Raw genomic sequence first — 22,904 nt, forward strand, 5'->3', positions numbered from 1 at the left:
CGGTGTCGGCGGCTCCCGCTAGCGTCGATCGCATGGCAGATCGTGAGTACGGCTTCAAGACGCGTGCGATCCACGCGGGCAACATCCCCGACGCGGTGACGGGCGCCCGCGCTCTGCCGATCTACCAGACCAGCGCCTTCGTCTTCGACGACACCTCCGACGCCGCCGCCCGCTTCGCGCTGCAGAAGTACGGCAACGTCTACTCGCGCCTGTCGAACCCCACGGTCGCCTCCTTCGAGGAGCGCGTCGCGAGCCTCGAGGGCGGCCTCGGCGCCGTCGCCACGGCCTCCGGGCTCTCGGCGCAGTTCATCACCTTCGCGGCGCTCGTCGGCGCGGGCGACCACGTGGTGTCCTCCGCCAACCTCTACGGCGGATCGATCACCCAGCTCGACGTCACGCTCCGCCGCTTCGGAGTGGACACCACCTTCGTCCGCTCGAGCGACCCGGCCGACTACGCCGCGGCGATCACCGAGAAGACCAGGGTGCTCTACGCCGAGACGATCGCGAACCCCTCCGGCGAGATCGCGGACATCGAGGGCCTCGCCGCGGTCGCCCACGCCGCCGGCATCCCGCTCGTCATCGACTCCACGGTGGCCACTCCCTACCTCGTGCGCCCAATCGAGTGGGGCGCCGACATCGTCATCCACTCGGCCACCAAGTTCCTCGGCGGGCACGGCACCACGCTCGGCGGCGTCGTCGTCGAGTCGGGGCGCTTCCACTACTCCCCCGAGAAGTACCCGCTGCTGCACGACCCGGTCGCCTCCTACGGAGACCTGTCGTGGGACGGCAACTTCGGGGAGTACGGCTTCCTCACGCGCCTGCGCGCGGAGCAGCTGCGCGACATCGGGCCGGTCCTCGCTCCGCACTCCGCGTTCCTGCTCGCCCAGGGCGTCGAGACGCTGCCGTACCGGATCCAGGCGCACGTCGACAACGCGCGCCGCGTGGCCGAGTGGCTCGACGCCGACCCCCGGATCGAGGCGGTCTACTGGGCCGGGCTCCCTGCGCACCCGCACCACGACCGCGCGCAGAAGTACCTGCCGAAGGGACCGGGCTCGGTCTTCAGCTTCGTGGTGAAGGGCGGCCGCGCCGTCGGCCAGACCTTCATCGAGTCGGTCGACCTCGCCAGCCACCTCGCCAACATCGGCGACGCGAAGACACTGGTGATCCACCCCGCGTCGACCACCCACGCCCAGCTCACCGAGGAGCAGCTCCTGCACGCGGGCGTCCTCCCCGGCCTCGTCCGGCTCTCCGTCGGCATCGAGGACGCGGACGACATCATCTACGATCTCGACCAGGCGCTCGCCCGCGCGGTCGAGGCGCACGGCACCCCCGATGCCCCGACCCAGCTGCCCGAGGACACGACGACCACCCTGCACACCCCGGCCGTGGAGGTCTGAGCATGAGCACCACCGACACCGACACGGTCGTCCAGCTGTCCAACGGGCTCAGCTGCTCCGTCCCGGCGAACTCGCCGCTGGCGAAGATGCTGCGCTCGCAGCGCACCTGGGTCGGGCCCGACGCCCGCAGGCGACTCGACATCCTCCGCCGCGCGAAGACCGTGGCGATCGTCGGCGCCTCGCCGAATCCGGCCCGCTCCTCCTACTTCGTCGCCACCTACCTGCAGCAGTCGAGCGACTACGAGCTCTACTTCGTGAACCCGAACGCCACCGAGATCCTCGGGCAGCCGGTGTACCGCAGCCTCGCCGAGCTCCCGGTCGTGCCCGACATCGTCGACGTGTTCCGCAAGGCGAGCGACATCCCCGCCGTGATCGACGACGTCCTCGCCGTCGGCGCGCCCACGGTCTGGGTGCAGCTGGGGATCTGGAACCAGGAGGCGGCCGAGTACGGCGAGTCGAAGGGCCTGACCGTCGTGATGGACCGCTGCATCAAGGTCGAGCACGCCCGCTTCCACGGCGGCCTGCACCTGCTCGGCTTCGACACCGGCCAGATCTCGGCGCGCAAGACACTGCGCTGACTCGCTCCGCTCCTCTCCTCTCCTCTCCGCGAGATGCCACTTGTGCGCGCCTCCCGCGGCGTGTCGCGTACCGAAGTGGCATCTCGCGGTGGGGGTCGGCGCGACGCTCACGCTCGGCCCGGGTGGGCCCGGCCACGGCGATGTCGTGGACGGCGGACAGTGACCCGCACGGCACCCGGAGAAGGGCGGGTATCCGGGAGGGCGCCCGCCCTGCCACCGTCCGCGGACGGGCGTACGCTCGTCGGATGAGCGCCTACGTCTCCGTCCTCGACCTGTTCAGCGTGGGGATCGGCCCGTCCAGCTCGCACACCGTCGGACCCATGCGCGCCGCCCTCGCCCTCGCCGAGCGGATCCGCGACGCCGGTCTCCTCGGCCGCGTGAGCCGGGTGGGCTGCACCCTCTACGGCTCGCTCGGCTCCACCGGGATCGGCCACGGCACCCCCGACGCGGTGGTCGCCGGTCTCGCCGGCCTGGACCCCGAGACGTGCGACCCGGCGCTGGTGCGCGGGGCCTGGCAGCGCCTCGACGCCGAGGGGACGATCCTGCTGGCCGGCGAGCAGCGACTCGCGATGACGCGCGACGACGTCGCCTTCGAGCCGCGCACGAGGCTGCCGGAGCACCCGAACGCCCTCACCTTCAGCGTCTGGGTCGGCGACGACGCGCTGCCGGTGTGGGAGGAGACGTACTACTCGATCGGCGGCGGCTTCATCCGTCGAGCGGGCGAGCGCGCCGAGCTGGCTGCGCTGGCCCCGCACCCCTATCCCTTCGTCTCGGGCCTCGACCTGCTGGCGACCTGCGATCGGACCCGCTCCGGCATCGCCGAGATCGCCGCCGCGAACGAGCGCGCTCTGCACCCCGGGGTCGACATCGACGCTCGCCTCGACGCGATCTGGGACGCCATGGCCGCCTGCGTCGAGCACGGCCTGGCGACCGACGGCGTGCTGCCGGGGGGCCTGGGCGTCCGCCGCCGCGCGTCGGTGCTGCGCGAGCGGCTCGAGGCCTTCGAGGAGGATCCGCTCGACCGCGCCCGCGCCACGTCGGTCGAGTGGCTGCACGCCTTCGCCCTCGCGGTGAACGAGGAGAACGCCGCGGGCGGGCGGGTCGTGACGGCTCCGACGAACGGAGCGGCGGGCATCATCCCCGCCGTCGCGCACTACTACCTCCGCTTCGTCCCGGGCGCCGATCGCGCGGGGCTGCGCCGCTTCCTCCTCACCGCCACTGCGATCGGCTCGCTCTGCAAGACGAACGCGTCGATCTCCGGCGCGGAGGCGGGCTGCCAGGGCGAGGTCGGCTCGGCCTGCGCGATGGCCGCCGGGGCGCTCTGCGCGGTGCTCGGCGGCACTCCGCGCCAGGTCGAGAACGCGGCGGAGATCGCGATGGAGCACCATCTCGGGCTGACCTGCGACCCGGTCGGCGGCCTCGTGCAGATCCCCTGCATCGAGCGGAACGCGATCGCCTCCTCGACCGCCGTGAGCGCGGCCCGCCTCGCGCTGCACGGCGACGGCGACCACCGCGTCTCTCTCGACGCGGTCATCGAGACGATGCGCCAGACGGGCATCGACATGTCCTCGAAGTACAAGGAGACGAGCGAGGGCGGGCTCGCGGTCAACGTCATCGAGTGCTGAGCGCACGGCGGCCCGACCGTGACCGTGCGTGACGCGCGGGTGCGCGCGTGTCGGCGGTCGCGCCTAGCGTGGGGAAGGTGAGCATCTCCTCCGCCCCGTACCTCGCCCGGCCGATCGTCTCGACCCAGTGGCTCGCCGACCAGCTCGGCCGCGAGCACCTCGTCGTCGTCGACGCCAGCGTGCTGCTCGTGCCCGGCTCCGACGGGCGGCCCGGCTACCTCAGCGGGGACGAGCAGTACCTCCTCGAGGGGCACGTTCCCGGCGCCGTGTTCGGCGACCTGCTCGAGCAGCTGTCCGATTCGGAGGCTCCCCTGCCCTTCACCCGGCTCGACCCGGAGCGCTTCGCCGCCGCGACCGCCGCGCTCGGCATCGACGACGACTCGGTGGTCGTCGTGTACGACTCCGCGGTCGGCCAGTGGGCCTCGCGCCTGTGGTGGCTGCTGCGCGCGGCCGGGCACGACGCGGTCGCGGTGCTCGACGGCGGGCTCCAGGCCTGGCGGCGGGAGGACCGCCCGATCGAGACGGGGCACGTCGAGTCCGCGGCGAGCGGAGGCATCACCGTGCGCGAGGAGCGGCCGCTCTGGATCGACAAGGCCGGCGTCGAGAGCGTCGTGCGCGGCGAGGCTCCCGGAGCGCTGGTGTGCGCGGTCCCGCCGCAGGAGTTCACCGGGGAGGAGGGGCGCCGCCCCCGCCTCGGACACCTGCCGGGCTCGCGGAGCGTCCCCGCCGGGCGGCTCGTCGACCGGACCGACAACACGCTCCTGCCGCCGGAGCGGCTGCGGTCGCTGTTCGGCGACGCTCTCCAGGCCGAGCGGATCGTCCTCTACTGCGGCGGAGGGATCGCCGCGACGGCCGACGCGCTCGCGCTCGCGGTGCTCGGAGTCGACACGGCGGTCGTCTACGACGGCTCGCTCAACGAGTGGGCCGCCGACCCCGAGGCGCCGCTGGTGGTCACGGCCGCGTGAGCAGCTCCTCCGGCAGTCGGGTCGTCGGCAGGGCGCAGACGAAGGCCTCGCAGGAGTAGGCGGTCGGCAGCCCCTCCCGCGAGGTCCGCCCCTCGAACAGCTCGAAACCCGCGTCCGCCCACTCCCGGGCGCCCTCGTCGGACACGCCGACCAGCACACCGATCCCGGCGGACCGAGCGTCCTGCACCGCCTCCGCCGCTCCGGGGCCGACGACGACCAGCTGCCGCACCGGGCGCGCCAGCCGCGAGGCCAGCCCCAGCACGGCGCCGAAGCCCATCGGCTGCCGGACCGCGCCCGGCGCGATCGACGCGACGACCGCCTCGGCCGCCTCCCGGTAGCGCTGCGATCCGGTGAGCAGGTACAGCTCGTGCGCCGCGTCCGCCGTCGCCGAGAGGCCGGAGGGGTAGGCGCCCTCGGAGGGATCGGCCGCGAGCAGCAGGCCGCGCGCGGTCAGCGCCGGATCCCCTCCGCCGGGCAGCGCGAACGGCAGCGGGCCGTCGGCCGCGTCGAGCGCGCCGTCGATGAGGGTGCGCGCCGCCACCGCGCAGCGCGGACGCCCCTCCGCCAGGGCGAGCTCGAGGAGCCCGCCGGCCAGCATCCCGAGGTCCTCCAGGGCCGGGCGGGCCGCGGAGACGGCACCGCCGAGGGAGGCGCGCACCGCGACGCGGCCGTCGACGAGGTGCCGCTGCAGCACCGCGTCCGCCGCACGCCGGGCGGCGTCGATCCACTCCTCGCGTCCGAGCACGCGTCCGGCGCGGGCGAGAGCGCGGATCGCCAGGCCGTTCCAGCCGGTGACGACCTTCCCGTCGAGAGCGGGGGGCGCGAGGCGGGAGCGGTCCTCGGCGAGGTAGTAGCCGCCCTCCGAGCGCTGACCGTCGACGATGCTCTCCGAGTCCTGCGCCGACGCGAACCCGCCGCCCGGCCGCTCGAGAGTGGTCAGGAGGAACGCGGCGACGCCCTCCGCGATCCCGGTCAGCTCCTCCACCCGGGCGCCGTCGTGCCCGAGCAGGACGGCCGCGACGTCGAGCAGCTGCGCGTTGTCGTAGAGCATCCGCTCGTAGTGCGGATCGCTCCAGTCGGCCTGAGTCGCGTAGCGGAAGAAGCCTCCGTCGCGGTCGCGGAGCGGGGACGCGGCCAGCGCGAGCAGCGTGCGCTCGGCGAGCGCCGCTCCCGAGGGCCGCGAGGCCAGGAACCCGAGCACGGGGGCGACCGGGAACTTCGGGGCGCCACCGAAGCCGCCGTGCACTCGGTCCTCCTCGCCCGCGAGTGCGCGGACGGCGCCGTCGAGCTCGGCGTCGCCGGGCAGCGCGGTGTCGGCGGGCAGCGCCGCGGTCGCCTCGCGCAGAGCCGCGGCCAGCCCGCCCGCCGTCGCCTGCACCTCGTCGCGCCGCAGCCGCCACGCCTCCGAGACCGCGTCGAGGACGTCGGAGAAGGCGGGCACACCGCCGACGGCGCGCAGCGGGAAGTAGGTTCCGGCGAAGAAGGTCTCGCCGGCGGGGGTGGCGAAGGCCGTCAGCGGCCAGCCGAGCTGCCGCGTGAACGCGCTCGCGGCCGTCAGGTAGGCCGTGTCGACGTCCGGGTGCTCCTCGCGGTCGACCTTGACCGCGACGAAGCCCGCGTTCAGCCGCGCGGCGAGCACCGGGTCCGAGAACGACTCCCGCGCCATCACGTGGCACCAGTGGCAGGTGGAGTAGCCGATGGACACCATCACCGGGACGTCGCGGCGCACCGCCTCGGCGAACGCCTCCTCGCCCCAGGGGAACCAGTCGACCGGATTGTCCGCGTGCGAGCGGAGGTAGGGGCTGACACTGGAGCGCAGACGATCGGCCATGCGCTCCACGCTAGACGCGGGCGGAGCCGCCGGTCAGGGGTTGCCGCGGAGCGGAGGGCCCGCGCACCCGGAGGTCTCCCCTGCCGCCGGACCTCCCCGTGCGCTCAGCGCTCGAAGAACCAGCCCGACGGCCGCTCCGTGCCGCGCACGACCGTGCCGCCTCCGCCGCTCCCGCCGCGACGGCCCACCGCCAGGTAGGCGAGGCTGCCGAGGAACGGCGCGATCACGATGAACGCCACCCACGAGACCTTCGCGACCTTCGACAGCCGCGGGTTCGACAGCACGCCCCGGATCGCGAAGAGCAGCAGCACGATGTTCAGCACGACCAGCAGGGACTGCGGATTCATCGGGGTGCTCCACGGGATCGTGCGCCGCGGTCGACCGGCGCCGGAGCGCCCGACCGGGCAGGGTGGCCCGCGACGTTTCACGAGACAGGGCATTGTCGCACGCGGCGTAGGATGGAGGGCTCATGTCAGACGTGCTCAGCATCCGCTACCCGCCCGAACTCCCCGTGTCGGCGCGGCGCGAGGACATCGCCGCCGCGATCCGCGACCACCAGGTGGTCATCGTCGCGGGCGCGACCGGATCGGGCAAGACGACCCAGCTGCCGAAGATCTGCCTGGAGCTCGGCCGCGAGAGCATCGCGCACACGCAGCCCCGGCGCATCGCCGCGCGCACCATCGCCGAGCGCATCGCGGAGGAGCTCGACGACGAGGTCGGCGGGCTGGTCGGCTACCAGGTCCGGTTCACCGACAAGGCGTCCGCCTCGACGCGGATCAAGCTGATGACCGACGGCATCCTGCTCAACGAGATGAACCACGACCGGATGCTCAGCCGGTACGACACGATCATCATCGACGAGGCGCACGAGCGCAGCCTCAACATCGACTTCCTCCTGGGCTACCTGCACCGCCTGCTGCCGCAGCGCCCCGACCTGAAGGTGATCATCACCTCGGCGACGATCGACCCGCAGAGCTTCGCGGCCCACTTCGCCGACGCCGCCGGCGAGCCCGCGCCGATCATCGAGGTCTCCGGCCGCACCTACCCGGTCGAGATCCGCTACCGCCCGCTGGTCGCCGAGGAGCCGGAGGAGGACGACGACACCGACGTCCCCGACGCGACGAGCGGCAGCCGCGATCTGATGACCGGCATCGCCGACGCTCTGGCCGAGCTGGCGCGGGAGGATCCGGGCGACGTCCTGGTGTTCCTCTCGGGCGAGAACGAGATCCGCGACGCCGAGGACGCCATCCGGGGCCGGAACCTGCCGGGCACCGAGGTGCTCCCCCTCTACGGGCGCCTGTCGGCGGCCGATCAGCACCGCGTCTTCGAGAAGGGGCGCACCCCCGGCGTCCGCCGTCGCGTCGTGCTCGCGACCAACGTGGCGGAGACGAGCCTCACCGTCCCCGGGATCCGCTACGTGATCGACGGCGGCACGGCCCGCATCTCGCGCTACAGCGCGCGCTCGAAGGTGCAGCGCCTGCCGATCGAGGCCGTCTCGCAGGCCTCGGCGAACCAGCGCTCCGGCCGCTCGGGCCGCACCAGCGCGGGCATCGCGATCCGCCTCTACTCCGAGGAGGACTACCTCCGCCGACCGGAGTACACCGACCCCGAGATCCTGCGCACGGGCCTGGCCGCGGTCATCCTGCAGATGATCTCTCTCGGCCTGGGCGACATCGCCTCGTTCCCGTTCCTCACTCCGCCCGACTCCCGCGGCATCAAGGACGGCCTCGACCTGCTCACGGAGCTCGGCGCCCTCCGCGTCCCCGGCTCCTCCTCCGCCGCTCCCTCCGCTTCTGCCGCTCCGGCCGCTTCGGCCGCTCCGCGAGATGCCGCTCCGGTACGCGACACGCCGCCGGACGCGCACTCGAGCGGCGTCTCGCGGAGGGCCGCCGAGGCCGCGCCGCAGCTCACGCGCATCGGGCGCGACCTGGCGCGGCTGCCCATCGATCCGCGCTTCGGGCGCATGGTGATCGAGTCGCGCCGCCACGGCGTCAGCCGCGAGGTGATGGCGATCGTCGCGGGCCTCACGATCCAGGACGTCCGCGAGCGCCCGCTCGAGCGCCGCGCGCAGGCCGACCAGCAGCACGCGCGCTTCGTCGACCCCACCAGCGATTTCCTCACCCTGCTGAACCTCTGGAACTACGTGGAGGAGAAGCAGGAGGAGCTCTCCTCCAGCGCCTTCCGGCGCCTCTGCAAGGCCGAGTACCTCAACTACCTCCGCGTGCGCGAGTGGCAGGACGTGTTCCGCCAGCTGCGCCAGCTCGCCCGCCCCCTCAAGCTCGAGCTGGGCGAGCCGAAGGTCGACCCCGACGGGATCCACCGGAGTCTCCTGGCCGGCCTGCTCTCGCACCTGGGCATCAAGGACACCACCTCGCAGCAGGCGCAGCGCGCGGCGAAGAGCCGCGAGCGCCAGAACGTGCAGTACGTCGGCGCCCGCAACGCGAAGTTCTCGATCTTCCCCGGCAGCGCCCTGGCGAAGAAGCTCCCCGACGCGGTGATGAGCGCCGAGCTGGTCGAGACCAGCCGCCTCTTCGCCCGCTCGAACGCGGCGATCGATCCGGCCTGGGCCGAGGCGATCGCGGGCGACCTCGTGAAGCGGCAGTTCAGCGAGCCGCACTGGGAGAAGTCGCAGGGCGCGGCCGTCGCCTACGAGAAGGTCACGCTCTACGGCGTGCCGATCATCGCCCGCCGCCGCGTCCAGTTCTCGCGGATCGACGCCTCGTACGCCCGCGAGCTGTTCATCCGCCATGCCCTCGTCGAGGGCGAGTGGGAGTCGCGCCACGCCTTCGACCGCAAGAACCGGGCCCTGCGGGCCGAGCTCGAGCGACTGGAGGAGCGCACGCGCCGCCGCGACCTGCTCGTCGACGACGAGGCCGTCTTCGACTTCTACGACCGCCGACTCCCCCGCGACATCACCTCGGTGCGCTCGTTCGACTCCTGGTGGCGGACGACCCAGCACGACGAGCCCGACCTGCTGACGATGACGCAGGAGACCCTCCTCCCCGAGGACGCGGAGCAGATCGACGAGACCGCGTTCCCCACGCAGTGGCGCCAGGCCGACCAGCGCTTCCGCCTCTCGTACCGGTTCGAACCGGGGACGGAGGAGGACGGCGTGACGGTGCACGTGCCGCTCGCGCTCCTGCCGCGCGTGACGCCCCTCGGCTTCGACTGGCTGGTGCCGGGACTGCGCGCCGAGCTGGTCACCGCGATGATCAAGGCGCTGCCCAAGCACCTGCGCCGCAACGTGGTGCCCGCGAACGACTGGGCGCGCAAGCTGACCGCCTCCCTGCCGCACGACGTGCCGAATCCGCCGACGGAGTCGTTCGCCGCGACCCTGGCCGGGGCGATCCGCCGCGAGGCCGGCGTGGTCGTGCAGCCCGAGGACTTCGACCTCGAGCGGATCCCCTCGCACCTGCGGGTCACCTTCGCCGTCGCCGACGAGCGGGGCCGCACGGTCGCCGCCGGCAAGGAGCTCGCCCCGCTGGCCGAGCGCCTGCGCGGCCGGGTCCGCGACGAGGTCGCCCGCGTGGTCGAGGCCCGGGTCCCCGACGCGCTCGAGCGCCGGGGCCTGAAGACCTGGGACATGCCGGAGCTGCCGCGCGTCACCGACACCCGGCAGGGCGGGAACACCATCCGCGCCTACCCGGCCCTGATCGACGACGGCGACTCGGTCTCGATCCGCCTGCTCGCCACGGCCGAGGACCAGGCGCGCGAGCACCCGCGCGGCGTGCGCCGCCTCCTCCTGCTCGCGACGCCGAGCCCCGTCGCCTACGTGCAGCAGCACCTCACCTCCCACGAGAAGCTCGTGCTCGCGCAGAGCCCGTACCAGAACACGACCGCGCTCTTCACCGACTGCCTGCTCGCCTGCGTCGACGCGGTCCTCTGGCGGATGAAGCCCGACGGGATGCTCTTCCTCCGCGCCGAGTTCGACGCCGTGCGCGACCGGGTCTCGGCGAGCGTCATGGATGCGATGTTCGAGACCGTGAAGACGGTCACGACGATCCTCACCACCGCCCGGGGCGTCGAGAAGGCGCTCAAGGCCTCGACGAGCATGGCGCTGCTGCCCGCCCTCACGGATGCGCGGGAGCAGCTCTCGGGCCTGGTCTACCCGGGCTTCGTCTCGGCGACCGGAGTGGAGCGGCTCCGGCACCTCCCGCGCTACCTCGGCGCGATCACCGAGCGCTTCGGCAAGATCGCCGAGAACGTCGGGCGCGACCGCGTCTGGCTGAACGAGGTGCAGGCGGCCCAGGAGCTCTACCGCTCGGCCGGCGGCGCGGTGCCGCTGCCCGCGCACGCCCCGGAGCGGATCGCGCGCGCCCGCTGGATGATCGAGGAGCTGCGGGTGAGCTTCTTCGCGCAGTCGCTCGGCACCGCCGAGAGCGTGTCCCTGCAGCGGATCCGCAAGGTGCTGGCCGGCTGACGCGTCCCTCCGCCGAGGGAACCCCGACCCGTCGAGGGAGCCTCGTGCAGCGGGCTCCCTCGACGGCCCGGGGTTCCCTCGGGAGCGCTAGTGTCGTCCGGTGGGCAGCTACACCGATCTCCTGAAGACCCCCGGGGTGGGGCGCATCATCCTCGCGCAGCTGACCGCGCGCTTCCCTTTCGGGATGCTCTCGCTGGCGTTCCTCCTGCACGTGGAGCGGGTGCACCACTCCTACGCCGCCGCCGGCCTGGTGCTCGGCTCGATGTCGATCGGGCAGGCCATCGCCGGTCCGCTGACCAGCCGCCTGATGGGGCGGCTCGGGATGCGCCGCGTGCTGACGATCACCCTCGTGGTCTGCGCGGGGGCGATCATCGCGATGGCCGTGCTCCCGCTCGAGGTGTGGCAGTTCGTCGTGATCGGGTTCGTCGCCGGCCTGAGCATGCCGCCGGTGCAGCCGGCCGTGCGCACCATCTACCCCAAGATGGTCACCAGCTCGCAGCTGACCCCGCTCTTCTCGCTCGACGCCTCCGCCCAGGAGATCATCTGGGTGCTCGGCCCGGTGCTGGCGACGCTCGTGTCGATCCAGGTGTCGACGGTCGCAGGCATCCTCACCGCCGCGGTGTTCCTGATCGGCGGCGGGATCTGGTTCATCGCCTCGCCCGAGGTGGGCCGCGTCCGCATCCCGCGCTCCACGCGCCGCCTCGGCGTGGTGCTCACGAAGCCCCCGGTGCTGCTGGCCACGGTCGTCGGCTTCCTCCTGATCGGCGCCTGCTCGGCGGTCGAGGCGGGCGTCGTCGCGGTCTTCGGCGAGGGCGGAGTCGAGTCGGGCGTCGTGCTCGCCGTCTTCGCGGCGGGCTCCCTGGTCGGCGGCCTCGCCCTCGGCCACATCCCGATCAGCCGGTGGGCGACCGCGCGGCGGATGCTGATCGTCACGCTCGGCATGGGCCTGGCGGCGGTCTCGACCGACTTCTGGTGGCTGTGCGTCACGCTGTTCCTCGCCGGCATCGGCATCGCTCCCGCTCTCGCGGCGCTGTTCGCGATCACCGCCTCGAGCGTGCGCTTCTCGGACACGGCGGAGGCCTACGGCTGGGTCGGCACCGGTCAGCTGATCGGCGCGGCGCTGGGCTCCGCGATCGCCGGCGTGCAGATCGACCAGGCCGGGCCGACCGCCGCGATCGTCGTCGCCGCCGCCTTCGCCCTGGTCGGGTTCCTGGTGCCCCTGCTCGGCCGCCGATACCACCCGGATCTCCGCGGGCGCGACGCCAGCCCGCTCCCCGACACCGAGCCGGTCACCCTGCCCTCCTAGGCCGCCACCCGGTTGTCCGGCGCCTGTCGGGCACTCTAGGGTGAAGGCCCACGGCGGGCAGGGGGGCGGCATGGGGCTGCGGGAGGATGCGGAGGAGCTGGTGCGCGAGCACCGGCGCGCCGCCGCCCGGACCGATCTCCTCGACCCCTGGTCCGATCCGGAGACCCCGGAGTGGTGCAGCGAGCTCGCCACCGCGCTCTGGCAGGGGTCCTTCCGCCCGAGCCCCGTCTACTTCCGCCGCGAGGAGTCCTCCCACGCCTGGCGCGGCCCGCACTCGACCCGCCTGCACCACCTCGGCTACGGGTGGCAGCTCACCGCGCATCGCGAGCAGCACGGGGTCGTCTCCTCCGAGACGGCGGTCGTCCTCGAGACGGGCTCCCTCTGGCGCGGTCTCGGCATCGGCCGGCGCCCCGCGCGCGCGCTCCGAGGCCGGCTCGGCGTCGAGGGCCTGCAGGCGGGCCACGACGTGCACTTCGCCGTGCGCGGCATCGACGAGCGCAGCGACGCGGAGCGCGCCGAGCGGCGCCTCCTCTTCGGCGTGGCCGGTCTCGCGGCGCTGATCGAGGACGACGTGCACGTGGGACCGCACGGCGAGCTCGACTGGAGCGTCTGAGCGCACGTGCCAGCATGGGAGGCATGAGCGTCCCCCTGATCCCCCTCAACGACGGCCGCGCGATCCCCCAGCTCGGGCTCGGCGTCTACAAGATCGGCGACGAGGAGGCGGCCCGCACGGTCGCCGTCGCCCTGGAGGCCGGCTACCGGCACGTCGACACCGCCACCCTCTACGGCAACGAGCGCGGAGTCGGCGAGGGGATCCGCGCGAGCGGCCTCCCCCGCGAGCAGGTCTTCGTGACGACCAAGGTCTGGAACGACGACCACGGCGTCGACGAGACGCTCGCCGCCTTCGACCGGAGCCTCGAGCTGCTCGGCACCGACTACGTCGACCTGTACCTCGTGCACTGGCCGATCCCCTCGCGCGACCGCTACGTCGACACCTACCGCGCCCTCGAGCGCCTGCAGAGCGAGGGGCGGGCGCGCTCGATCGGCGTCTCGAACTTCGCCGAGGAGCACGTGCAGCGCCTGCTCGACGAGACGGGAGTGGTGCCGGCGATCAACCAGGTCGAGCTGCACCCGCGGCTGCCCCAGGAGGAGCTGCGCGCGTTCGACGCCGCTCACGGGATCGTCACCGAGGCCTGGTCGCCGCTGGCCCGCGGGCGCCTCCTCGACGAGCCGGCCCTGGCCCGCGTCGCCGCGAAGCACGGCGTCTCGCCGGCGCAGGCGGTGCTGCGCTGGCACGTGCAGCTCGGTGTCGTCGTGATCCCGAAGTCGGTGACGCCGGAGCGGATCCGCGAGAACCTGGACGTCTTCGGCTTCGCCCTCGACGACGAGGACCTCGCCGCGATCGCCGCGCTCGCGACCGGCGAGCGCACCGGCCGCGATCCGCGCTTCGACTGAGGCTCCGGCGATGACGGCGGGGACGGCACTGCTCCTGCACGGCCTGGGCGGCTCGGGCCGGACCTGGTGGCGCCTGGCACGCGAGCTGACCGCGGCGGGCTGGAGCGTCTCCGCGCCCGACCTGCGCGGACACGGCGACGGGCCGCGCGGCGGCTCCTCCCGCCACGACGACTACGCCGACGACGCCCTGGCACAGGGGTCGTTCGACCTCGTCGTCGGGCACTCGCTCGGCGGAGCGGTCGCGGTGCGCGCCGCCGCCCGCGACGCCGGCTGGGCGGGACGCCTGGCGCTGCTGGACCCGGTGCTCCGGCTCGCTCCGGAGCAGCGGGCCGCCGTCCGCGCGGGCGAGCTCGCCGGTCTCGCGGTCTCGGCCGAGGAGCTGGCTGTCGCGCAGCCGCTCTGGGACGAGCGGGACCGAGCCGAGAAGCTCGCCGCGGTGCGGGCCGCCGATCCGTCCGCGGTCGCCGCGACGATCGACGACAACGACCCGTGGGACCTGCTGGCGGATCTGCCGGGCCTCCGCCCGCCGGTCCTCGTGCTGGCCGGCGATCCGCAGGTCGAGACGCTGCTCCCTCCCTCCCTCGCCGCCCTGGTGCTCCGCGCGAATCCGCGCATCCGCTACGCGGTCGTGGCGGGCGCGGGCCACAGTCCCCACCGCGACCGCCCGGAGGAGACCCTCGCGATGCTCCGCGAGTGGGCCGAGAGCCGGGCGACGGCCTGATCCGCCCGCCGGCCCCGTCCGTGTTTCGTGCGGATGAAATCTGCCAGGGGGGACTGGGCCGCACCGTTTCCTGTGAATACCCTCGCAGAGGACGCGATCCCCTCCCAGTCTTCGGGAGGCCCGCGTCGGGGCCGCCGACGCGGCGGCCCGTTCTCGAGGAGAGGGAGCCCCAGTGGCGCGAACCACCACGAACACCCCGAGCGGCCGCCGACGCCGCTCACTGATCGGCTCGAGCGCCATGATCGGAGCGGGCGCCCTCGTCGCCGGCTTCGCCTTCGCGCCGACGGCGAGCGCCGTCGAGCCGGTCGACTTCGCCGACACCGTCACGGTCGACGGCATCATGACCCACCTGGAGGCGCTGCAGGCGATCGCGGACGCCAACGGCGGCACCCGCGCGATCGGCACCCCGGGCTACGAGCTGAGCGGCGAGTACGTCGAGAAGGTCCTCGCGGACGCCGGCTACACGACGGAGCGCCAGGAGTTCACCACCGCGACGCAGACGATCGACGCGTTCACGCTGACCACCGGCACCGGGGCCGTCGGCACCCCGATGGAGTTCACTCCGTCGACGCCCGAGGGCGGCGTGACCGGCGAGCTCATCGCCCCCGTCGATCCGCTCGGCTGCACCACGGACGCCTGGGCCGGCCTCGACGCCACCGGGAAGGTCGCGCTCGTCAGCCGCGGCTCCTGCAGCTTCCTCGAGAAGTCGGTCGCCGCCGGTGCCGCCGGCGCCGCCGCGATCGTCATCTACGACAACGCGCCGAGCGACGCCCTCAACGGCACCTACGGCGGACAGGACGAGGACGCCGTCCCCGGCGTCGGCGTCACGCAGGCCGAGGGGCAGGCGCTGCTGGCGTCGCTCCCCGCGAGCGCGTCGCTCCTGATCGACCAGACGACCACCGAGGTGGAGACCTTCAACATCGTCACGGAGACCCCCGGCGGCGACCACGACAACGTGGTCATGCTCGGCGCGCACCTCGACAGCGTGCCCGCCGGCCCCGGCATCAACGACAACGGCTCCGGATCCGCGACGCTGCTCGAGACGGCGGTGCAGCTGGCCGCCGCGGGCGACACGACCAACGCGGTCCGCTTCGCCTGGTGGGGGGCCGAGGAGGTCGGCCTGGTCGGCTCCTACACCTACGTCGACTCCCTGACGGAGGAGGACGCCTCGAAGATCGCGACCTACATGAACTTCGACATGGTCGCCTCGCCGAACTACGTGATCTCGGTCTACGACGCGGACCAGTCCACCTACGAGGCCCCCGTGGAGGTGCCCGCCGGCTCGATCGCGACCGAGAAGGCGTTCACCGACTACTTCGACTCGATCGACCAGCCCTGGATCGACACCGCGTTCGACGGCCGCAGCGACTACGACGGCTTCATCTCGGTCGGCATCCCGTCCTCGGGTGTCTTCACCGGCGCCGACGACGTCAAGACGGAGGAGGAGGTCGCGCTGTTCGGCGGCACCGCCGGCATCACGCACGACCCGAACTACCACTCCGCCGCCGACGACATCGACAACATCAATCAGGAGGCGCTCGGCATCACGTCGAAGGCCATCGCCTTCGTCACCGCCTCGTTCGCCGCGGACACCTCCGCGATCGACGCCGAGAAGGACCCGACCACCCCGACTCCGACGCCGGAGCCCACCGTGGCACCGACCGCCGAGCCGACCGTCGCCCCGACCGCGCAGCCGACCGTCGCCCCGACGACCGCTCCCACCACCGCGCCGACCACTGCTCCGACGGCCGCTCCGACCCCGAGCAGCACGCCGACCGCCGTGGCGCCGCACCCCGGCGGCCGTCCGCCCCTGGCCTCGACGGGAGCCGACATCGGCCTGCCGCTGGGCCTCGGCGGACTGCTGATCGCCGGCGGCGTCGGCGGGCTCCTGCTCGCCGCGCTGCGCCGCCGGCGCGCCTAGCCGCCACCACCCCGGAGCCGTCCGGCCGTCGCCCCGTGCGACGCCCGGGCGGCTCCGTCATTCCTCCCCTCCTCCTCCCCTCCTCCCGCCCATTGAGGGAACCCCGAACCGTCGAGACCGCCCGGTATAGCGGGCTCCCTGAGCGGTCCGGGGTTCCCTCGCGGCCGCCAGGGCTTCCGGCGGCCGGGGGACACGGTGTTCACTGGGCGCATGCGAGCCATCTGGAAGGGCGCGATCACCTTCGGCCTGGTCAACGTGCCGGTGAAGATCTACAGCGCGACCGAGGACCACGACATCCCGCTGCACCAGGTCCACGACAAGGACGGCGGGCGGATCCGGTATCAGCGCAAGTGCGAGATCTGCGGCGAGGTCGTCACCTTCGACCACATCGACAAGGCCTACGACGACGGCGAGCGCACCGTGGTCCTGTCCAAGGACGAGCTGAAGGCGCTGCCGGAGGAGCGCGACCGCGAGATCGACGTCGTGCAGTTCGTGCCTAGCGAGCAGGTCGACCCGATCATGTTCGACCGCGCCTACATCCTGGAGCCGGACTCCTCCTCCCCCAAGGCCTACGTCCTGCTGCGCCGGACCCTCGAGCAGACGGACCGCACCGCGATCGTCGAGTTCGCGCTGCGGCAGAAGACCCGCCTCGCAGCGCTGCGCGTGCGCGGCAAGCTCCTGATGCTGCAGACCCTCCTCTGGGCGGACGAGGTGCGGGAGGTCGAGTTCCCGTCGCTGGAGGGCAGCACCCGGATCGCGGCGCGCGAGCTCGAGATGTCGGCGCACCTGGTCGACTCCTACTCCGAGGACTTCGACGCCGCGAAGTTCCACGACGCGTACCAGGAGGAGCTGCGCACGCTGATCGACGCCAAGATCGAGCAGGGCGACGCCCTCGACACCGCCGCGACCTTCGGAGAGGCGCCGGAGGAGGAGGGCGGCGGCGGCGAGGTGCTCGACTTGATGGAGGCGCTCAAGCGCTCGGTGGAGCGCAGTCGCGGGGCGAAGGGCGCGCCGGCGGAGGAGGCGCCCGCCGAGAAGAAGGCCGCGACGAAGACGGCTCCGAAGAAGGCGGCGGCGAAGGCTCCTGCGAAGACCGCCGCGAAGAAGAAGCCCGCGGTGACGACGTCCGAGACGGAGAAGAGCGCCGACGCGCCTGCGAGGAAGCGGACCCCGAAGAAGACCGCGGCGGCGGAGAAGGCGGCGTCCTAGGCCCGCCTGACGCGGCCGCTCCGGGACGGACGGAGCCTCAGGCCCGCTCGGCCGCCCGGTCGGGCCCGTCGGCCGCGTCCAGCTCGTCCACGTCGTCGAGGTCGACCGCGACCGAGCTGACCAGCGCGAGCAGCGCCTCCGCGTAGGCGTTCTCGGCCGCCGCGTCCTCGAAGGTCCGCGCCCGCCCGCCGAGCTCGACCTCGACAGCGAACCGCGCCTCCGGCTCCGCGAGGCGCCGGAGGGAGCGGAAGGTCCCGCGGAGGAGCTCGCGCAGCTGGTCCTCCCGCGGCAGCCAGAGCGAGTCCTCCAGAGAGACGGAGTCGAGCGCCCACTCCGTGGTGCCGTTGAAGCCGAGGACGGTCCCGCTCGGATACTCGTGCGCCTCGATGGTCATGTCGCTGACGGTGAAGACGTCGCCGTCGAAGCCCTCCCGCTCGATCCGGAAGCGGTCACCGGTGCGGGGCGTCCAGCGCACGCCCGCCGTGCGCAGGGCACGGGCCAGCTCGAAGGAGATCATCCGACGAGTGTGGCCCGCGAAGCCGCGAACGCGCCGCGAGCGGCACCCGCGTGCCCCGATGTCGGTGGATGAGTTTACGTTCATGAAACGTCCGGTTCACAGGCCGGGCACCCGCACTGCATAGCGTGACCATGCGTGCCCCTTCCGGGGGTGCACCGGCCGCGCCGCGCGGCGACGACGCTGCGACCGCTCTTCCGAGCGGCGATCGAGAGGACCACCATGCCCGACTCTCCCACCCCGCCCGACCGCCGCCGGAGGCGCGGGCTCGGCCTGGCGGCCCTGACCGGCCTGGCCCTCGCGGCCGCTCCGCTGGTCGCGACCTCCGCCACAGCCGCACCCTCGGGCGACGAGCTCGTCATCAGCGAGGTCTTCGCCCGCGGAGGCTCCGCCGGCGCCGCGTTCAGCAACCGCTACGTGGAGCTCTACAACCCCACCGCCGCCGAGATCGCCCTCGGCGGCCTCTCGATCCAGTACCGCTCCGCGACAGGCACGGCGAACCCCACCACGACCGTGCCGCTCACCGGCTCGGTCCCCGCGGGCGGCCACTTCCTGCTCGCCGGCGCCAGCAACGGCACCAACGGCGCGGCCCTGCCGACGCCCGACCAGAGCGCGAACGGCCTCAACATGGCCGCCGCGGGCGGCACCCTCTTCCTCGTCGAGGGGACCTCGGCGCTCGTGGCGCCGCCCACCGGCGCCTCCGCACAGCCGGACGCGGTGATCGACCTCGTCGGCTACGGCACCTCGAACACCTTCGAGTCGTCCGTCGCGACGGTCCCCTCGCTCACCCAGACCATCGCCCGCGCGGACACCGCCACCGGCGACACCGACGTCAACTCGGCCGACTTCGCGCTCGGCGCACCGACCCCGCAGGCCGCGGGCGGAGGATCCGAGCCCGAGCCCACCACGACTCCGCCGACCACTCCGCCGACGACCCCGCCGGCCGAGATCCCGGCCGTCTCCATCGCGGAGATCCAGGGCACCGGCGACTCGTCGCCGCTCGTCGGCAGCACCGTCACCACCTCCGGCGTCGTCACCGCCCGCTACCCGTCCGGCGGCTACAACGGCTACGTCATCCAGACCCCCGGCACCGGCGGCGAGAGCTCGCGCACGGCCTCCGACGCCGTCTTCGTCTTCTCCTCCGCCTCCGTCGGGTCGGTCGCGATCGGCGACCACCTGCGCATCACCGGCGAGGTGAGCGAGTACAACGGCCTGACCGAGCTCACCCCGACCTCGGCCGCGACCGTCGTGAAGCTCGACGGCGCCGCCGCAGCGCCGGTCCCGGCCGCTGTCGCGCTCCCCCGCACCCCCGCCGAGCGCGAGGTGCTCGAGAGCATGCTGATCGCCCCGCAGGGCGCCTACACCGTCACCGACACCTTCGATCTGAACAGCTTCGGCTCGATCGGCCTCGCCGCCGGCACGTCCCCGCTGCTCACGCCGACCGAGGTCGCCCGCCCCGGCTCGCCGGAGCTCGCCGCCGTCGTCGCGGACAACGCCGCCCGCGCGATCACCCTCGACGACGGCGCCTCGATCAACTTCCTCGGCGCTGCCGCGAACAAGGCGATCCCGCTGCCCTACCTCACCCCGACCGCGCCGATCCGCGTCGGTGCTCCGGCGACCTTCGCCCGCCCCGTCGTCCTCGACTACCGCAACGGCGGCTGGGCCTTCCAGCCCACCACGCAGCTGACCGTCGAGAACGCCGGCGACGTGCAGCCCGCGACCTTCGCGAACACCCGGACCGCGAAGCCCGAGGCCGTCGGCGGCGACCTGTCGATCGCGTCCTTCAACGTGCTCAACTACTTCTCCACCACCGGCGACTCGATCACCGGCTGCACCTTCTACACCGACCGCGACGGCGACCCCGTCACCGTCAACAGCGGCTGCGACGCCCGCGGAGCGGCGAACGCCGACGACCTCGAGCGCCAGCAGGCCAAGATCGTGACCGCGATCAACACCCTCGGCGCGGGCGTCGTCTCGCTCGAGGAGATCGAGAACTCGGCCAAGTTCGGCAAGCCGCGCGACGAGGCCCTCGCCACCCTGACCGCCGCGCTCAACACGGCGGCCGGCTCCGAGGTCTGGGCCTACGTCCCCTCCCCCGCAGCGCTCCCCGCGCTCGCGGACGAGGACGTCATCCGCACCGCCTTCATCTACAAGAAGGCCGTCATCGAGCCGGTCGGCGAGTCCGTCGTGCTCAACGACACGGTGAACTTCTCGAACGCCCGCAAGCCCCTCGCCCAGGAGTTCCGCCTCCTCGGCGACAGCGCCAGCGAGTTCGTCGCGATCGTGAACCACTTCAAGTCGAAGGGCTCCGGATCCGGCGCGGACGCCGACCAGGGCGACGGCCAGGGCGCCTCGAACGCCTCGCGGGTGAAGCAGGCGACCGCCCTCGTCGCCTTCGCCGACCGCCTCCGCACCGAGAAGGCCACCGAGCTCGTCTACCTGCTGGGCGACTTCAACGCCTACTCGAAGGAGGACCCGGTGAAGGTGATCACCGACGCCGGCTACATCGACCAGGGCGCGAAGGACGGCAAGTACTCGTACTCGTTCGACGGCGCGGTCGGCTCGCTCGACCACGTGTTCGCCTCGCCCGCGGCCGACAGGACGGTCACCGGGGTCGACACCTGGAACATCAACAGCGGCGAGTCCGTGGCACTGGAGTACAGCCGCTACGACTACAACGCGACGATCTTCTACGACACCTCGGCGTTCCGCTCCAGCGACCACGACCCGGTCGTCGTCGGTCTCGACCTGCCCGAGACCCAGACGGACCCGGAGCCCGAGCCCGTCACGGTCATCGACGTCGCGACCACCGCCTCCACCAAGCGCCTCGCCGTCGTGCGGACGCTGACCGTGTCGGCGGTGAACAACGGACCGGAGACGGTCTCGATCGAGATCACGACCGCCTACGGCAGCAAGACGAAGAAGACGGTCAAGCCCGGCCAGTCGTTCACGGTGAAGACCGTGACCGTCTTCACGCCGATCAAGGCCGGAACGGCGACCATCGAGGTCACCGCGCCCGACGGCACCGAGCGCGTCTACAAGCAGGCCTACCGCGGCGCCTGATCCCGCGCGACCCCTGATCCCGACGAGCTCCGGCTCCTAGAGTTCGGGGATGCCCGAGGGAGACAGTGTGCACCGTCTCGCCGCCCGCCTCAGGCGGGCGGCGGACGGTCGCACCGTCCTCGAGGGCGAGCTGCGCTCCGGGGACGCGGCAGGCACCTCCCTCGCCGGGCTGCGGATCCTCGAGCACGACACCCACGGCAAGCACCTCCTCACCCGCTTCTCCGGCGGATCGACCCTGCACACCCACCTGCGGATGCAGGGCTCCTGGACCGTGACCGCTCCGCACCGAGCGGTCCCCCGCTCGGTGCAGAAGGACGTCCGCGTCCGCCTCCGCCTCGACGACGGCTCGACCGTCTGGGGCATCGACCTCCCGGTCGTCGAACTCCTCGCCACCCGCGACGAGCCGCGCGCCGTCGGGCACCTCGGTCCCGACCCGCTCCGCGCGGACTGGGACGCCGACGAGGCCGTCGCTCGCCTCTCCCGCCTCCCGGACCGGCCGGTCGTCGCCGCACTCCTCGACCAGCGCTGCCTCGCGGGCCTCGGCAACCTCTGGGCCAACGAGGTCTGCTTCCTCCGCGGCGCCTGGCCCTGGCGGCCGATCGGCTCCCTCGACGTCCGCGCCCTCGTAGCGACCGCGGCGAGAGGCCTCCGCGCCTCCGTCACGATCCCGGGGATGTTCCAGACCACCACCGGCGGCACCCGCCGCGGCGAGCGGCACTGGGTCGCCGGGCGGGCCGGGCGCCCGTGCCTGCGCTGCGGCACGACGGTGCTCGTCCGCGAGGAGGTCCGCGACGACCCCGAGCAGCGCCGCACCTGGTGGTGCCCGCACTGCCAGCCCGAGCCGTCCGTCGCGTGACTGTCACCGACTGCGGGAACGGCGCGCCACCAGCGCCCCGAGCACCGCGGCGACAAGGACCACGACGGTCCAGCGGCCGCTCGGACCGCTGCCGCGACGCTCGTCTCCTCCCGCCGACGCGTCATCCTTGACGTCGAAGTACCGCGCGGAGAGGTAGCGGAGGCGGCGAGCGCTGATGACGATCGACTCGGCTTCCAGCCGCCTCACCTCCGATCGGCCCGGCGGCTGGATCCAGAGCGGATCGACCAGCACGAAGTCCCGATCCGGGCCGTCCTCGCCGTCTCTGCTCCAGGAGTGGAGGACGCCGGTGATCTCGCTGCCGTCCTCGAGTGTCGCAGTGACCTGTGTCGTCGCCGTCCCGGCGGCGAGCGTCGACCCCGTTCCGAAGACCTCCCACCACGCCGAACCACCCCGGGTTCCGCTGAGGAGCGCCGACCTGCTCGACCCCAGGAACGCGGCGACGGTCGCCCCGACGACCAGGACGAGCCCACCCATCGCCAGGGTCCGGAAGGGATGCAGGCGCCAGTAGTCGAGCGGCTCGACCAGTGCGCTGCCCAGCTCCGCGCGCGCCGGCGGTACGAGGAGGGCGAGGCAGACCACGAGAAGGAGCGGAACGGCGTACGAGACCGTCGTCGCCGCGAGGACCACGCTCGTCTCGCGGAACGTCGACAGACGTCGAGTCGGTCGATGCTGTTCACGGAAAGTGACGAAGACGAAGCCCGGGAGAAGGAGCACGAGCAGGATCAGAATGCCTGTCACTGTGGTGGGTATCACGTCCGCCGCTTCCTCCTCGGACCGTCGTGAGCGAGAATCTGCTCATCAGTGTTCCATCGACGTGAGGAGGACAGCATGCCGAGTCGTGTTCCGACACCGCCCCGGTCTCGCCCGATCCAGGTCAAGGAGGGCCAGCAGGTCGTCTCCAACCCGAAACCGTTCCGCGTCACTTCCGTCTCGCAGGTGCCCAAGCCGAGTCCGCGTCCGCGCTGATCGGCTCGTTCCTCGTCCACGCCTGAGCGGTCCGCCGGATGGACCGCGTATCGCGG

The 22,904-nt window shown here is 73.0% G+C and carries 17 protein-coding genes; 13 read left to right on the forward strand and 4 right to left on the reverse strand.

Annotated features, from left to right (window positions below; translation table 11 throughout):
- The first annotated feature begins 32 nt into the window (after positions 1-32).
- From C5D44_RS03020 to C5D44_RS03035, 4 genes are all read left to right on the forward strand, one after another.
- The gene (locus C5D44_RS03020) at positions 33-1,397 is read left to right on the forward strand and encodes an O-acetylhomoserine aminocarboxypropyltransferase/cysteine synthase family protein (protein WP_104280787.1); all 1,365 of its coding nucleotides are present in this window, start codon (positions 33-35) and stop codon (positions 1,395-1,397) included.
- A gap of 2 nt (positions 1,398-1,399) precedes the next feature.
- Positions 1,400-1,975 carry a CoA-binding protein gene (locus C5D44_RS03025; protein ID WP_104280788.1) on the forward strand — a complete coding sequence of 192 codons (576 nt, stop codon included), beginning with the start codon at positions 1,400-1,402 and terminating at the stop codon, positions 1,973-1,975.
- Positions 1,976-2,220: 245 nt separating this feature from the next.
- A complete protein-coding gene (locus tag C5D44_RS03030) occupies positions 2,221-3,600 on the forward strand; it encodes an L-serine ammonia-lyase (protein ID WP_104276376.1) in 1,380 nt (459 codons plus the stop codon).
- A 77-nt stretch (positions 3,601-3,677) separates the two neighbouring features.
- Positions 3,678-4,565: a sulfurtransferase gene (locus C5D44_RS03035; protein ID WP_181118432.1), complete on the forward strand. Its 888-nt coding sequence runs from the start codon at positions 3,678-3,680 to the stop codon at positions 4,563-4,565.
- Here the strand turns inward: C5D44_RS03035 and C5D44_RS03040 are convergent.
- Together C5D44_RS03040 and C5D44_RS03045 are read right to left on the reverse strand one after the other, a co-directional pair.
- A complete protein-coding gene (locus C5D44_RS03040; RefSeq protein ID WP_104280790.1) occupies positions 4,552-6,396 on the reverse strand; it encodes a thioredoxin domain-containing protein in 1,845 nt (614 codons plus the stop codon). The two genes, C5D44_RS03035 and C5D44_RS03040, sit on opposite strands and share 14 nt — an antisense overlap.
- 104 nt (positions 6,397-6,500) lie before the next feature.
- Positions 6,501-6,743 (reverse strand): PLDc N-terminal domain-containing protein, encoded by a 243-nt coding sequence (locus C5D44_RS03045; RefSeq protein ID WP_181118433.1) that lies wholly within the window; start codon positions 6,741-6,743, stop codon positions 6,501-6,503.
- 122 nt (positions 6,744-6,865) lie between these two features.
- On the opposite strand from C5D44_RS03045, the gene hrpA reads away from it, so the two are divergent.
- The 7 genes from hrpA (at position 6,866) to C5D44_RS03080 (ending at position 17,428) form a co-directional block, all read left to right on the forward strand.
- Positions 6,866-10,816, forward strand: coding sequence for an ATP-dependent RNA helicase HrpA (gene hrpA / locus C5D44_RS03050; protein WP_104280792.1), 3,951 nt, complete (start codon positions 6,866-6,868; stop codon positions 10,814-10,816).
- Between the two features lie 100 nt (positions 10,817-10,916).
- The gene (locus C5D44_RS03055) at positions 10,917-12,122 is read left to right on the forward strand and encodes an MFS transporter (protein WP_104276371.1); all 1,206 of its coding nucleotides are present in this window, start codon (positions 10,917-10,919) and stop codon (positions 12,120-12,122) included.
- 70 nt (positions 12,123-12,192) lie between these two features.
- Positions 12,193-12,735, forward strand: coding sequence for a hypothetical protein (locus C5D44_RS03060; protein ID WP_104276370.1), 543 nt, complete (start codon positions 12,193-12,195; stop codon positions 12,733-12,735).
- Positions 12,736-12,758: 23 nt separating this feature from the next.
- Positions 12,759-13,577, forward strand: a complete 819-nt coding sequence (locus C5D44_RS03065) for an aldo/keto reductase (protein ID WP_104280793.1) — start codon at positions 12,759-12,761, stop codon at positions 13,575-13,577.
- A 10-nt stretch (positions 13,578-13,587) separates the two neighbouring features.
- Positions 13,588-14,298 carry an alpha/beta fold hydrolase gene (locus C5D44_RS03070; protein ID WP_104280794.1) on the forward strand — a complete coding sequence of 237 codons (711 nt, stop codon included), beginning with the start codon at positions 13,588-13,590 and terminating at the stop codon, positions 14,296-14,298.
- Positions 14,299-14,470: 172 nt separating this feature from the next.
- Positions 14,471-16,219 (forward strand): M28 family peptidase, encoded by a 1,749-nt coding sequence (locus C5D44_RS03075; protein ID WP_104280795.1) that lies wholly within the window; start codon positions 14,471-14,473, stop codon positions 16,217-16,219.
- A 210-nt stretch (positions 16,220-16,429) separates the two neighbouring features.
- A complete protein-coding gene (locus C5D44_RS03080; RefSeq protein WP_104276367.1) occupies positions 16,430-17,428 on the forward strand; it encodes a Ku protein in 999 nt (332 codons plus the stop codon).
- A gap of 37 nt (positions 17,429-17,465) precedes the next feature.
- On the opposite strand, the gene C5D44_RS03085 is transcribed toward C5D44_RS03080, so the two are convergent.
- Positions 17,466-17,945: a pilus assembly protein CpaE gene (locus tag C5D44_RS03085; RefSeq protein WP_258067339.1), complete on the reverse strand. Its 480-nt coding sequence runs from the start codon at positions 17,943-17,945 to the stop codon at positions 17,466-17,468.
- Between the two features lie 219 nt (positions 17,946-18,164).
- On the opposite strand from C5D44_RS03085, the gene C5D44_RS03090 reads away from it, so the two are divergent.
- Positions 18,165-21,005, forward strand: coding sequence for an ExeM/NucH family extracellular endonuclease (locus C5D44_RS03090; RefSeq protein ID WP_104280796.1), 2,841 nt, complete (start codon positions 18,165-18,167; stop codon positions 21,003-21,005).
- Between the two features lie 49 nt (positions 21,006-21,054).
- Positions 21,055-21,861 carry a DNA-formamidopyrimidine glycosylase family protein gene (locus C5D44_RS03095; RefSeq protein ID WP_104280797.1) on the forward strand — a complete coding sequence of 269 codons (807 nt, stop codon included), beginning with the start codon at positions 21,055-21,057 and terminating at the stop codon, positions 21,859-21,861.
- A gap of 3 nt (positions 21,862-21,864) precedes the next feature.
- On the opposite strand, the gene C5D44_RS03100 is transcribed toward C5D44_RS03095, so the two are convergent.
- On the reverse strand, positions 21,865-22,620 hold the full coding sequence (locus C5D44_RS03100; protein ID WP_104280798.1) for a DUF6338 family protein: 756 nt from the start codon (positions 22,618-22,620) through the stop codon (positions 21,865-21,867).
- Positions 22,621-22,904: the final 284 nt, after the last annotated feature.

It is taken from the genome of Rathayibacter sp. AY1B5 (assembly GCF_002932795.1).
Taxonomy (GTDB): domain Bacteria; phylum Actinomycetota; class Actinomycetes; order Actinomycetales; family Microbacteriaceae; genus Rathayibacter.

What these genes read in the sequence shown, in the direction of transcription:
- C5D44_RS03020 (WP_104280787.1), top strand. Translation starts at nt 33, where the DNA reads ATGGCAGATCGTGAGTACGGCTTCAAGACGCGTGCGATCCACGCGGGC.
- C5D44_RS03025 (WP_104280788.1), top strand. Translation starts at nt 1,400, where the DNA reads ATGAGCACCACCGACACCGACACGGTCGTCCAGCTGTCCAACGGGCTC.
- C5D44_RS03030 (WP_104276376.1), top strand. Translation starts at nt 2,221, where the DNA reads ATGAGCGCCTACGTCTCCGTCCTCGACCTGTTCAGCGTGGGGATCGGC.
- C5D44_RS03040 (WP_104280790.1), bottom strand. Translation starts at nt 6,396, where the DNA reads ATGGCCGATCGTCTGCGCTCCAGTGTCAGCCCCTACCTCCGCTCGCAC.
- C5D44_RS03045 (WP_181118433.1), bottom strand. Translation starts at nt 6,743, where the DNA reads ATGAATCCGCAGTCCCTGCTGGTCGTGCTGAACATCGTGCTGCTGCTC.
- hrpA (WP_104280792.1), top strand. Translation starts at nt 6,866, where the DNA reads ATGTCAGACGTGCTCAGCATCCGCTACCCGCCCGAACTCCCCGTGTCG.
- C5D44_RS03060 (WP_104276370.1), top strand. Translation starts at nt 12,193, where the DNA reads ATGGGGCTGCGGGAGGATGCGGAGGAGCTGGTGCGCGAGCACCGGCGC.
- C5D44_RS03065 (WP_104280793.1), top strand. Translation starts at nt 12,759, where the DNA reads ATGAGCGTCCCCCTGATCCCCCTCAACGACGGCCGCGCGATCCCCCAG.
- C5D44_RS03070 (WP_104280794.1), top strand. Translation starts at nt 13,588, where the DNA reads ATGACGGCGGGGACGGCACTGCTCCTGCACGGCCTGGGCGGCTCGGGC.
- C5D44_RS03080 (WP_104276367.1), top strand. Translation starts at nt 16,430, where the DNA reads ATGCGAGCCATCTGGAAGGGCGCGATCACCTTCGGCCTGGTCAACGTG.
- C5D44_RS03085 (WP_258067339.1), bottom strand. Translation starts at nt 17,945, where the DNA reads ATGATCTCCTTCGAGCTGGCCCGTGCCCTGCGCACGGCGGGCGTGCGC.
- C5D44_RS03090 (WP_104280796.1), top strand. Translation starts at nt 18,165, where the DNA reads ATGCCCGACTCTCCCACCCCGCCCGACCGCCGCCGGAGGCGCGGGCTC.
- C5D44_RS03095 (WP_104280797.1), top strand. Translation starts at nt 21,055, where the DNA reads ATGCCCGAGGGAGACAGTGTGCACCGTCTCGCCGCCCGCCTCAGGCGG.